9 protein-coding genes are annotated in these 12,574 nt (G+C 66.8%); 2 read left to right on the top strand and 7 right to left on the bottom strand.

The features are described from left to right. Positions 1 to 63: 63 nt before the first annotated feature. From ACM9NP_RS19835 to ACM9NP_RS19815, 5 genes are all read right to left on the bottom strand, one after another. Entirely contained in the window at positions 64 to 1,041 is a 978-nt protein-coding gene (locus tag ACM9NP_RS19835; RefSeq protein ID WP_415648252.1) for a GT-D fold domain-containing glycosyltransferase, read from the bottom strand. A gap of 195 nt (positions 1,042 to 1,236) precedes the next feature. Beyond that, positions 1,237 to 2,205, bottom strand: coding sequence for a glycosyltransferase (locus ACM9NP_RS19830; protein WP_415648251.1), 969 nt, complete (start codon positions 2,203 to 2,205; stop codon positions 1,237 to 1,239). Positions 2,206 to 2,309: 104 nt separating this feature from the next. After that, entirely contained in the window at positions 2,310 to 4,511 is a 2,202-nt protein-coding gene (locus ACM9NP_RS19825) for a hypothetical protein (RefSeq protein ID WP_415648250.1), read from the bottom strand. 68 nt (positions 4,512 to 4,579) lie between these two features. Beyond that, the gene (locus ACM9NP_RS19820; RefSeq protein ID WP_415648270.1) at positions 4,580 to 5,299 is read right to left on the bottom strand and encodes an ABC transporter ATP-binding protein; all 720 of its coding nucleotides are present in this window, start codon (positions 5,297 to 5,299) and stop codon (positions 4,580 to 4,582) included. A gap of 492 nt (positions 5,300 to 5,791) precedes the next feature. Further along, positions 5,792 to 7,783: a tetratricopeptide repeat protein gene (locus ACM9NP_RS19815; RefSeq protein ID WP_415648249.1), complete on the bottom strand. Its 1,992-nt coding sequence runs from the start codon at positions 7,781 to 7,783 to the stop codon at positions 5,792 to 5,794. A gap of 209 nt (positions 7,784 to 7,992) precedes the next feature. On the opposite strand from ACM9NP_RS19815, the gene ACM9NP_RS19810 reads away from it, so the two are divergent. Beyond that, positions 7,993 to 8,229: a hypothetical protein gene (locus tag ACM9NP_RS19810; protein WP_415648248.1), complete on the top strand. Its 237-nt coding sequence runs from the start codon at positions 7,993 to 7,995 to the stop codon at positions 8,227 to 8,229. Then, positions 8,226 to 8,534, top strand: coding sequence for a MazF family transcriptional regulator (locus ACM9NP_RS19805; RefSeq protein ID WP_415648247.1), 309 nt, complete (start codon positions 8,226 to 8,228; stop codon positions 8,532 to 8,534). Before ACM9NP_RS19810 ends, ACM9NP_RS19805 begins: the two co-directional genes overlap by 4 nt. A 68-nt stretch (positions 8,535 to 8,602) precedes the next feature. Here the strand turns inward: ACM9NP_RS19805 and ACM9NP_RS19800 are convergent, their stop codons facing one another. Then, entirely contained in the window at positions 8,603 to 11,317 is a 2,715-nt protein-coding gene (locus ACM9NP_RS19800; protein WP_415648246.1) for a stealth conserved region 3 domain-containing protein, read from the bottom strand. A 31-nt stretch (positions 11,318 to 11,348) separates the two neighbouring features. Then, positions 11,349 to 12,377 carry a glycosyltransferase gene (locus ACM9NP_RS19795; RefSeq protein ID WP_415648245.1) on the bottom strand — a complete coding sequence of 343 codons (1,029 nt, stop codon included), beginning with the start codon at positions 12,375 to 12,377 and terminating at the stop codon, positions 11,349 to 11,351. Positions 12,378 to 12,574 lie beyond the last annotated feature (197 nt).

The raw sequence follows: 12,574 nt of genomic DNA, 5'->3' as shown, positions 1-12,574 counted from the left end.
ACGAAACGGAAACGACTGCCGAGTACGTCGACACGGCACGATGTTCGCGACACCGCGCCGGGTTCACCGCCGGACGGGCAGACTCTCCGGCGTTGGACTACCGCCGAAGACGAACTCCCAGCTGTTGGACAGATGCCCGACGTCGATCGCCCAGCGATCCATCAGCGACAGTTCGCCGGCCAGGACCGTCCCGGCCGGACCGAGCGCGATCAGGAACAGCTCCGCGTCGTGACCGGCGATCCGAGACACGAGGCGCGGAATGTCCGCGAACGCGTCGGACGCCACCGACTCCAGGGTCGTCAGGGATCGAGCATTGTCGAACAGTTCATCGGGATAGACGCAGCGCGACGCCTGCCCGGTCACCACGCACACCCGCTTCCCGTCCCACACCCGCCGCCACAGCTTGACGCCGTCGACGCCGTGCATTTCGAAGAAGATCGGGCGCGTGACATGGCTGTTGCCCATCACGCCCCGCTCGGGAAGCAGGGAACGCACGCTCGGCCAGACGTCCATCCACACCGCACACCAGTGCAGGTTCGTCTGGTGCGGGTACGGAAAGCCGACGAGCAGCCGGTCCGAGTCATATCCATCCAAAGTGAACACACGACGTAGGGCGTCCCGCAACGCCGCCGAACCGCGCTGGAAGCGCACGTCGTGATCGGGTCGCACCATCAACCGCAGCTCACCGTCGCCGAACCGGGCGTAACTGAGCCGCCGATCGATGATGTGGGACAGGGTCTCGGTGAAATCCAGCTGCCGCCGGGACATCACGTCGAAGATGTCGTCCATGACGGGCCGAATGTACGCGAACCGGGCGATCTCGTGGTATCGACGCTGCGTCCGCATCTCGTCCCGAAGCGCGCGCAGATCCGCGCGCAGCACGGACAGATCCGCCCGGATCGAGCGAACGTCGTCGAGCAGACGGTCCTCGCTACGGTTCAGGCGCACCAGTTCCGCGTGAATCCGGCGCGGCGCCCGCACCGCGTCGATCAGTTCGCGGCGGGCGCTCCTGAACAGCCCTCGCACCGTGCGCCGACCCACTGTCGTTCCTCCCTGGCGGCGGCTCCACACGACCGACGTTTCGTCGTCGGGTGCGTCGACCGCCGACTGCCCCTGATGATTTGTTCCATGATGGATTGTCCGACGAGTCTCGTGACCCGGTTCGGTCTCATGAGGAAGGTCGGTCGCCTTGTCGACGGATGGCGGGCGTCGATGCCGGGAGCTTTCACGTCGCGGTCAGAGTTGGACGATGCCGGAACCGGCGGCGCGGCGTTTGCGTTGCAGCCGTGCGATTCGCCATCGGGTGAGGGTGCTGGGCCGGCCGCGCGACTCGTCGCGCAGGCGCTTGATCTTCTTCTCGAGATCCACGGCGCGCAGGGAGAGGAACTTCGTCGGCGCCTTCGTCCGGGGTTCGCTGATCAGACCGAGTTCGTTGATCATCCCGACGTCCAGCCCGAAGTTCGCGAGCATGTCGTCGTCGACGTGATAACCGTACTTGTGGTTGATGATCCGGTCGTGCCGTTCGCGGTTGCCGGTGTCCGAGTCGCTGATGCTGTGGGCGGAGTACAACCACCACGGATGTGCGCCCTCGATGCTGCGCACGTATGCGCCCCGGGGCGTGACGCGCTGCTTGATGTTGCGGTGCGGGTGGGCGTAGACGGTCTTGCACTCACCGACGGGCTCCAGGATGGACAGACCGATGCCGATGCTGTCGTGGTAGCGCGTGTAGCCGCGACGTTCGCTCGGGATCCACATGGTGCCCATGTTGAAGGAGAAGACGCCGAAGCGGTTGCCGTCCGACATGCAGTCGGCTATCTCGCCGTGAAGCCGCTCCATGGCACCGGCGTGGAGTGCGTCATCGTCGTCGAGCCGCGACGTCAGCACGCACTCGGCCCCGGCCTCGGCGGCCCGCTTCGTGCTCCACGTCGTGACGGCGCGCTTGAAGTCGGACTTGAGCTCGACCTCGGTGAGGGCGACGTTGTCCGCTCGCGCCGCGATCGCGTCCAGCCGACGGCGCGCCGTCGGCGGCATCGCCTTGTCGACGCCGAGCAGCAGCGTGAAGTCACGCGAGGTCTGCGCCATCATCGACGGCAGGGTGATCGACTCGAACAATGACAAGCGGTAGTCGAACCAGGCCTCGTCGTAGATACCGATACCCAGGCGGGTGGCGATGACATGTACGAAGTCGGATGACGAAGCGCCCACGGATTCCCCCAATACCGACCGTGCGCCGAATATGCAAATCCACATTACCCGAAAGAGTGACGCATATTTAACAACCATCCCCAAGGTGGACGCCCCGGGCGTGGTCAATCCGCCCCGGACGGCCGCCAACTCCGCGCCTGCCGGACCGCGACGGCACCGGCCCACAGCGACATCGCGAGCGCCGACACCGTCGCGACACCGATGACTCCCCCCAGCAATGTGGGCGTGATGTACCCGACGCCCTGACGGTCGACCGACCAGGCGGTCGCGGAACCGACGCCGAGCGCGATGAGGGCCGCGAGCACGACCGGCAGGCCGACGATCCACAGTGCCGATGCCCGGAACACCCGATATCCGCCGGTGAGCACCGTCAACGGAGCCAATGCCTTGCCATTCCTCAGGAACTCCGCCGCGCCCGAGACGACGCCCGTCCACCCGAGAATGAGGACGACGATCGCGCCGAAGAGTACGATCCACTGAGTCATCGGGGCGCGGTGGGCGGAGGCGATGTTCTCGAACCGGGATACGGAACCACCGAACGGGAAGGACTCGAAGACGGCCGCCTTCACGATTTCGAGATCGAGCGGCTCACCCCCGGTATCGGCGACGAGCAACTCGGTCTGCGAATTCTCGGGAACGGCCTCGTCGAGACCGTCGACGGCCTGGATGAGTCCGGAGCCGCCATGCGTACGGGCTTCCAACCAGGTCGGCATGTCGTCGCCGGACACCCGACCCGCGCAGGGGAGCGTCAACAGCTTCAGGTCGGGGCAGGTCGCGCTAAGGATCATCCGGTTCGATCCCAACCGCTGGTCAACCCCCGATTCATCCACACGTAGTGCTACCACCGCATGTTCTGAGGGAAGCACATCGCGAAACATGGCGGCTCGAATACCGTCGCCGCCGTCGTTCAAATCCCAGTTCGTGATCGTCAAGTACTCGCGGCCGATCTCCGCGGCACGAACTCGCTGCTTCTCGTCCACCGACCCGATACTGCTGGACCACGCGACCGCGTGCAGGAAGAGGACCACCGCGACCGCGATCCCCGCGACGAGTCGCGCGTTGAGGCGGGATTGGGTCGCCAGTCGTCTCCCCGATACGAGCGCGCCGGGCCGCCCCCATCGATTGCCAACGACGCCGAGCAGCCGACCGATCAGGGCGACCGCGACCGTCGCGAGGGCGGGCAAGGTCACCGCCGCCGCCACCGAGCTCCCCATGCCCACCAACGCATAGTGAGACGTCGACGGCTCCGCGACCCACCCGGGATTCAGAGCCAGCGCCACCGCCGCGGGGCAGAGCCCCGCCCAGAGCCACAGTAGCGACGACGTCCGACCGAGCGGGCGAGTACCGGCCGGACGAGCACGCGTCGAGCCACCCCGGTTCGCCACCACCACACCCGCCAGCACCAACACCGGTGCCGCCGCCACGGCACCGAACCACCACACCGCGAAGGCCCGCACGTCGATGGGCCACAATAGATAATCGGTCACCGGCACACGGAGTCCCCATACCCAGACCGCCGTCGCCATCGCGGTGAGAATGCCCGCGCCCCATGCGAGAGGGCGCCACGCCTCGCCCACGCACAGCAAAGCACGATCGAAACGTCGGCCGCCCAACACCGACACCAGCGCCACCCGACGGTCCCTCGCGTGCGCGCCGAGGCGCACCGCCACCAACACCAGGACCAGAGCCGGGGCGATCAGCAGGCCCACCACCAGGGCCATCAACATCCACTCTCCACCGTCCTCGCGATGAAATGCCCGAATCCCGTCACCCGCATCCGCGCCGAAGCCGCTCACCGCATAGACGCCCGGCATGTCGGGATCCAGCGGCTCCTCAACGACCACGTAGGCCAGACGATCGATCGCGTCGGCGACACCGACATCACCGATCAGACCCGCGTACTCGCCATAGCGATCCGTTATTCCCTCATCGCGTCCCGCCTCGAGCAAGCCCGACGACAGCAGCACCCCGCCGGGTTCCGGCCACGCGGATACTCCAGGTGGAACCGGTGCGGCCGAGGACAACGGCGAAACGAAGACCACCGAGTGAGACTGGCCGTCGGCAAGCTCGTCCACCCCGTTCGACATGAACAGCGCCGCGTCTTCCGGCTCCGCACGTGTCGGTTCAGCAGCCTTCGACCGATCCTCCACACCGGAATAACCGGCGTGCACACCCACCATTGCCAACAGACCCAGCCCGAGAACGACCACCGCCGACAGCAATGCCGCGAAGCGCACGCCCCCCGAATCGGACCGCCGTCCGGCAGTCGCGCCGACCCGCAACAATCGTCCCGTCAAACCCGCCACAACCACGCTCCTTCCACACGAACCCATCAGAAGAGGCGGTGGTCAGGGCTCCCGACCGCCGCCAAGGATCAAGCGATCGACGCCTCATCACCCGTTGCGACGAGTGCGCCGGCATCCAGGCGCAGCACACGGTCCGCGCGCTGCGCGGTCGCGACATCGTGTGTCACGACGACGAGGCCGCAGCCGTACCGGACAGGCAGCGCGAACAGCAGCTCCGCCACCACATCGCGCGCCGCCGCGTCGAGCGCGCCCGTCGGCTCGTCCGCCAACAACAGACCCGGCTCATTGATCAGGGCACGAGCCACCGCCACCCGCTGCCGTTCCCCGCCGGACAGCGTCGCGGAGGTGGTGGCATCGGGGACTCCCAACTCGCCCAACAGGTCTCGGGCGCGGTCCTCCAAGCCGGAACGGTCGCGCCGTGCCAAGAGCCCCGCGAGCACCACGTTCTCGACGGGGGACAACTCCGGCAGCAACTCGCCGAACTGGAAGACCATCCCGATCCGGTCCGCACGCAGGCGCGCCAAGGCGTTGCCGTGCAGGCCGACGACCTCGGTTCCACCGACGAGCACCGAACCGGCGGACGGTCGCACCAGGCCTAGCACGATCGACAGCAGGGTCGACTTCCCACAACCCGACGGCCCGAGCACGGCCACCGACTCCCCACCGGGGACACGGAGGTCGAGCCCCGCGAACAACTCGCGTCCGCCAACGGAGTAGCCCAGCCCCTCCACGGCCAGCGGGTCCGCCGACCACGACCGCACCGAAGCATCCATATCGCTCAACACCATCACTCCACAATCCTCTAAAGCGGATGAAGCAGGGGACGGGCAAAACCCACCTTCCTCAGTCAAGCCGTCGCGGTAATGGACTTTCCGAGGAGTCATCCCGTTCCCAGACCACGTGCACGATAGGCCACCATGGAGTGATCACTGTATGGCGATATGTCAATGCACCCGCCCACCCGGTTTGTAGCGCACCCATCGGGCCCGTCTTCGACTTGGGGACGGCCACCTCACCGCACCGCGCCTATCTTCGACGTGGTGGGCCGACGTACGGGACAGCTGGGGCTCTGCAGTAACCCCGCAGGGGAGACCGACCAAGCCGAGAAACCGGCCCCACCCGCCGAAAGGACCCCCAACAACAGCAACTCGGGGTCCGCGCGGTGGCCACCCTCCACGGCTCGGCGGGTCTCCGTTCCTGTTTGGTGGTTCGTGCTTAGTTTGGCGTCCAAAAGAAGCGCATGCCTGAAGGGCGCATGTCGGTCGATCGGGCAGCAAGCGTTAAGCCAGGTACTCGCCGAGGGGGTAGAGGTCGTTGGAGCCGATCGAGACGAGGCGGCCGGCGCTCACGACTCCGTCGGTCTCCGCCTTGATCTCGGCCTCGAACTCGCGCGCTTCGGCGGCCGTCATGAGCGCCGCCGTCAGTTTCCTCTCCACCACCGGGTCGACGTCCTCGCGGTAGTAGATGAAGCCGGGATCCGGTGTCCGCCAATCGGGGCCGTAGGCGCTTTCCAGCCAGTGCTCCGCGTCGGCGGGAACGGCGACCCGTTCGCCGCGCAGTTTCCCGAACTCGACCGGCTGGAATCGCGACAGATCCGACGGGAAGCTCGTCGTGTTGTGCATCAACAGATCTGGTCCTTCGAACCAGATCGGATGCACGTCGAGGTGGAAGGCGTCGGTGTCCTCGCGTTCCAACTGGACTCGGAACAGTCGGCCCAAACGGTTGAAGCTCACGGTGAAGCCGGCCTTGATGAGGGCCGTGATGACGGCGCGAGCGTCGGCCTTGACGCCTTCCGGATCGGACGCGTCGGCGAGGTATCCGCAATCGAAGTCGTCGTCCCCCTCGATGAAGTCGCCTTCCCGGACGTAGCCGAGGAGCGTGCCGTACACCAGGAAGAGTGGACGACCCAGCGTCTGCTCGAAGAACGTCGAGACCTCGCGGTAGATCCGCAGGTACCGTTCCTGCCGGGCGATCGTCTCGTCGAAGGACGGACTGATCACGCCCTTCTTGTCGACGGTCCCGCCACCGGCCAGAACGCCGGGCAGCCGGGCGTCGCCGTGCGGAATCGTGAGTTCGATCGTGGCTCCGCCGATGCGCTGGGAGAGCGCCTTCCCGTTCCCTGTGACGCTGATCGTCGCCTCACGGGGCAGCATCGCGACGGTCTGACGTCGCAGTTTGAACAGGAACTTGCCGAGCCCCGCGCCTTCGCGCAGCACGTTGACCCGCCGCAACACCGCGCCACCGAGCAAAATGTCGACGCTCTCGACGTCCGGGTCGACGACGAAGCCCTCGATCGTCAAACCGTCGAAGACGAACCGGGCGCCGAACACACCGGGCGCACCCACGACGGACTCGCCCAGTGCCTCCGAGATGACACAGTGGAGCAGTGGGTCGGCGACACGGTGCTCGTCACCGCGCGCGTAAGCGGCCTCCAGGCGGAACTGCCAGATGTGCTTGGCGGACAGGGCCCAGCGGCCGCTCGCGGATTCGACGGTCGCGACGGCGCTCTCGTACCGTTCCAAGGCCTCGGCGTGGCGACCGGCCGCGGTCAGGGCGTCGGCGAGTTTCATGCGAAGCCCCGCCCTTCCGGGCCGGGCGGCGAGCGCCGTCGTGAACGCCTCGACGGCGATGGCGGCGTGGTCGTACTTGCCGAGCTCGTCCGGCACGAAGGTGGACGTGTCCACGTCGAAGGATCCGCCGTACCGGCGCAGGTTCAGGCACAGTTCGCCGAGCTGTCGCCACGCGTCGATGTCGGAGCCGTGGCCGTGGAGGTATCCGATGAGGAGCTGCTGGGCGTGGCTCCAGCGGCCGATCCGTTCGAGGGCCGAGGCGAGTTTGCGGTATCGGGACGGACTGCCCTCGCCGAGTCGGATGAGGGCCTCGTTCGCCTCCGCGTAGACGGCGGGCACGTCCGCTGTGACGGCGGCCCGTTCCAGCTGCCTCCACCACGGGATGTTGCCGGGGTCGCCGAGGCATGCCATGCGTTGGGCGTCCAGCGCCAGCTCGGTGTCGCCTCGTTGGGCGTACAGCCGCCCCACTCGATGCCACCACAACGCCGGGGTGTCGGCCTCGGTGACGAAGATCGCCGCCTCGTAGTGCGCGAGCGCGAGCTCGACGTTTCCGGCTCGGGCCGCCGCGTACCCCGCCCGCGCATTCCAGGATGGACTGTCGTTCACGACGGTGAGCGCCACATCGCAGACCTTGCCGACGCCACGCCAGTAACGTCGGCTGCGGATCGCCGTCAGCAATCGGGCGGGAGAGGCTGAGCTCATGGGGGCGTCCTATCCAGTTCACGGTGGGCTGTCCGCGACCGCTGCGTGCGATGGGGTTAGCGCATGACGTTACCAAAATCGGCGCACTTCGACACATATCGATCATCCGACCGTCGGGCGATGCGACCCGTTCGGACATGCCGCCCCGAGACGTCCGGTGACGGTAAGTCCGCGATCAAAACACTGAGCATAGGTGTTAATTTAGGTGCATGACTGTTACCACTCAACTCAGACTTCCTGACGACGTCGCCACGTGGGCACGACAGTCCGCAAAGGCCAAAGGCATCTCACTCAACCAGGCGATCATCGACGCGATTGAATACGCGCAGATGTCCGAGGCCGCCCGCGCGTACGACGAGGTCGCTCGCCACCGCGATGAGGCCGACGAGATGGCCGCATGGCAGCGGCATCGCGACCTCATCGCCGAGGAACGCGCGAAAAAGTGAGCATTCGTCGGGGATACGTGTACGACATAGGCCGGCCCTACCCCGAGTCTCTTCTGGTCGTCTCGGGAGACATGTACAACCAGATCCCGAATCATCCGTGGGTCCTGGCCATGCCCGTGATCAAGGCGCCGGACAAGGCGATGCCGCCCTTCTTCATCAAGGTCGGCGAAGGCTTCGTCGTCGAGACCGACACGGTCAGCCGATATCCGAAGAGGCTGCTGACGCCAGCGAAGCTGCCCCGAGTCGACACCCAAACGATGACGGACATCGATAACGCGTTGTTCAAGATCCTGGCGACCGCTTGACGTGCTGAACCACGAATCGGGCGCGCCGCGGCCTGGCCACCGCGACGCGCCCGATCTGTGGGTGTGGGTCAGGGGGCGGCGCCGATCCGTTCGTCGTGCTTCGCCCGGGCCCGTTCCGCGGCGTCGGTCTCCCACGGCGCCGGGTGCGGTAGCGCCTGCTGGTAGAAGTCGTTCAGGTTGCGGGCCTGCTCGGCGAGGCCGATCTGGGTGAACCGCGTGACGTTCAGGCAGTAGAACGTCGGACGCCAGTCGACGATCCACCGGAAACGGTTCTGCGACACGTGCTTTCCCGTATCAAGGTATACATAGGACCGTTTTGGGTCCTGCCATTCGACGGCGCGGCCCGTCATCATCGCGTAGTACTGCGCGAACATGCTCGGCACCGCGAGGTCGCCGCTCGACCGGAATCGCGACGCGCGCGTCCGTTGGATCTCCTCGGGGTAGCGCTCCTCGATCTCGGCGAGCACGCTCTTCTTCAACGACAGCGGAACGTGCTTCAGGCGACGATCGAAGCGGTACCCGAAGTCGCGCTCGATGAGTCGCGCCGAGTGGTAGGCCGCCCAGTCCGTCGGGATCGCGTCCGGTTCCGGCTCGCCGTCATAGATGTACTGCGACGGCGACAACCGCACCTTCGCCATCCCCGCGATGGTGAAGAAGTCGGACTCGGTGGCCTCGCGGCCGAGGAACACGTCGTCGTTGAAGTACACGAAGTTCTCGGCCAGCCCGGGAATGCGGTGCAGGCAGGCCTCGATGGCATGGGAATTGAAGGTGGGCAGCACATCCGGGTCCGGGAAGATCTCGCTGTGCGAGACGACTCGGACGCGCGGATCGGCCGCGGCCAGCCAGGACGGATGTTGGTCGGCCGTCACGATGTAGATGTTGCGCACGAACGGCGCGAACATCCACAGTGATCTCAAAGAGTGCCGGAGTTCGTCCCGGTCGGCGAACCGTTCGTCGTTTCCGGCACTGACGAGCGTGCTCTCGACACGTCCACCCCAATGTCGACGCTGCTTCTCCCACACCGGGTCCCGCGAGTCGACCCACGTGTACACGACGTCGATCGGGCCGGCCTGGTGCGGACGACGCTCCCCCACCCGAACCTCGCCGGGAGTCAACCCCTCGAACATCGGCGTCCAGTCCGGACGCTCGGGAATCGTGCGGGTCGCGAGGTAACGGCGTCGCTCGGGATGGTGCGAGACGAAGTGGATCGACAGGTAGCCGGAGGTGTCGCGCTGGTAGGTGCCGTGCTCGGTGAGCCCGCCGACCTCGATCCAATCGGCCGCGTGGAGTTCGTGGGATGTGAACGCCGACAACGGATGCAGCTTGCCCAGCCGCTGCTCGACCCCGACCCGGACGTACAGCTTCTTCCCCTTCAGGGAACGAAGTGCCCGGTACAGGGCCGCCTTGTCCTCGACGCGGACCGCGACGGTCGCGCCGGGGCCGTCGTGGTCGCGGGCGACGCGCACCTTGGCCGCCTTCAGCACCGGAGCGATCGTGCGCCACACCTGATCACGCCGCTGCGCCGGGCGTGGCTCCGCGACGCCCACGACCGAGGCGGGATTGGGTACCGAGGCCGCGCGGCGGCGGTCGCGACGCCATTGGACGGCCTTGCGCAGGGGACCGATCTGCGCGAGCTCGGCCCGCGCCTTCCTATATACATAGGACAAACGCCGGTCGGGAGGGCCGACGACACCCGCGTCCGGCGGGGGCGTGCCCCCCTGCTCGACCTTGGACGTCCGGTTCAGGGCGCGGTTGCGCACGATGTACCGGCGCATGTTCTCGCGCACCTGGTCGGACGCGAAATGCGCGCCGGGGCCCTCCTCGATCAGTCGACCGATCGCGGTGGCGGCGGCCTTCCCCGCGTTGCCCGGATTGGCGTAGGTCTCGGCGAGGAACGTCGCATACTCGGTCGTCCGCAGTTTCGCCGCGGCCCTGATGAACGCGGAGATCAGCTCGCCCTCGCGTTGCCACGGCTCCGTCAGGTCCGACAGCGGGGACGCGCCCCGTTCCGACGCCGACAGGCGGGCGAGATCGGTGCTCTTCGGATCGACGGCGCCGGTCACGACGACGGGCAGACCCGCGTACAGGGCGTCGAAAGCCGCACCGGAGACATCGCTCAGCACCCCGTCATGACGAGCGAGCACCTCGGCCGGATCGCTGTCGGAGTAGACGACCTCGACGCCGCGCGGCAACTCCGCGAGGACCGACCGGTCCTCCGCGTGGTGCAACTTCAGCGTGATGTCCGCGTCGACCTGCGACAGCGTCGGCAGGACGGAACTCAACGACGAGAGCGAACCGTACGTCGGGGCGTACAGCAGGCGGGGACGCACCGTCGGGAAATCCCCCACGGCGCCGGCCCTGCGATAGCCGTCGAACAACGGGTTCCCGACGGCCTCGGCACGCGTGAACCCGGAGACGAAGGAGAGGGAACGATTGCCGTACATGAGATTCAGATCGGCGTGAGCTCGCCAGGCGCCGTACTGGTAGCGCTCCTTGGCGAGGCTGTACTGCTGAGCGACGACGAAGCTCTTCTCGAGGAACCGCAGCGGCAGGATCGGCGTCTGGCAGATGATCGCCTCGAACCGTCCATCGAGTTCGGACAGCTTGTCCTCGGAGATCCACTCGACGGGGCAGTTCGGCAGATGCCGCCCGATGAACTCCTCGCTCAGTCCGAAGCCCTTCTCCCGGACCTCCGCGATGGCGACCGCGGTCGGAAGATGAGCGGCGATCCGTTTGTAGTGGAAGATCTGATACGGGCTGGTGATCAGAAACCCAACACTCACAGCATGCTCCTCTGTTTCCCTCGACTCGCGGTTATCGCTTCGACCTGTTCATTCCCAGACGGGTCAGCCAGCCCTGGCGCGCCGCCGGAACGACCGGACCGGTCGCGGCGGGAGCGGTCGCGACCAGGCCGGAACCCGCCTCACGCCGGGCCGCCTCCAATTCGGCGAGCTTCGCCCGCAACGGGGCCGCCTCGGACGACGCCGCCGACGCCAGGCGCTGCCGTAGCTGGGTGATCTCGCGCTCGGTGTCGATGGCGCGCACCGCGAGACGCTTCACCGGCTTACCGACGGTCGGTTGTGGAAGGTCGGCGAGGCCGTCGATGACGGCGGGATCGAGGCCGTATCTGGCCAACATCGCGTCGTCCACGTCGTAGCCGTACCGGTGGTCGCGGACCTTCGCCAGGCGCTTGAGGTCGCCGGTGTCGCTGTCGGCGAGGACGTGCGTCGTGTAGAGCCACCACAGTTCGTCGCCGTCGATGGCGCGCAGGTACGCGCCGCGCGGGGCGAGTCGGGTCAGCAGATCCTGGTGCGGCCACGCGTAGATGCCCCGGCAGTCGGTCACCGGTTCCAGCACGGACAGCCCGAGGGAGTGGCTGGGGTGGAAGCGGGTGTACCCGCGGCGTTCCATGGGGATCCACATGGAGCCCTGGGTGAAGGCGAAGGCGGCGTACTGAGTGGACGCGGTGATGAAGAACCGTTCGGCCTCCTCGCGGAGACGCGCGACGCAGTCGACGTGCAGCGCGTCGTCGTCGTCGAGTCGGGACGTCAGGGCGTGTTCGGCGCCGGCTTCGACGGCGCGCTCCTTGGCCCAGGTCGCGACGGCGTCCTTGAGCCCGCTCTTGAACTCGACGCGCAGGAACTCGGCGTTCGGGACGTCGGCGACGATCCGGTGGAGGCGCTCGAACGGGGCGGAGGGCATCTGCTCGTCGATCGCCAACAGCCAGGTGAAGTCCTGGTTGGTCTGGGCGCGCATCGAGGGGACCGTGATCGCTTCGAACAGGGTGAGGCGGTGCTCGAACCAGGCTTCGTCGTAAACCCCGATGCCTAGGCGAGTGGCCACCGCGTGAATGAATCGTGAGTTCGTAACCACAATCAGTCACCATAAACACCGATGCTCGGGATTCGACGTAGCGACACGCGCGAATCGCCCCCACCCTTCTCCGCTTGGTTGGTTAAACGTCTCGCTTGGTTGGGCAAATGTTCGAAACAGGCGTGTTTTCGCAATTTGCCCAACCAAGCGGAACTTTTGCCCAACCA

The sequence above is a fragment of the Stackebrandtia soli genome (genome assembly GCF_965137155.1).
Taxonomy (GTDB): domain Bacteria; phylum Actinomycetota; class Actinomycetes; order Mycobacteriales; family Micromonosporaceae; genus Stackebrandtia; species Stackebrandtia soli.
Note: the sequence above shows the minus strand (reverse complement) of the source record. Positions and strands in the feature narration are given on the sequence as shown.

Excerpts from the sequence above, each read along its gene's own strand:
- ACM9NP_RS19820 (WP_415648270.1), bottom strand. The coding sequence starts at position 5,299 with ATGGTGTTGAGCGATATGGATGCTTCGGTGCGGTCGTGGTCGGCGGAC.
- ACM9NP_RS19810 (WP_415648248.1), top strand. The coding sequence starts at position 7,993 with ATGACTGTTACCACTCAACTCAGACTTCCTGACGACGTCGCCACGTGG.
- ACM9NP_RS19815 (WP_415648249.1), bottom strand. The coding sequence starts at position 7,783 with ATGAGCTCAGCCTCTCCCGCCCGATTGCTGACGGCGATCCGCAGCCGA.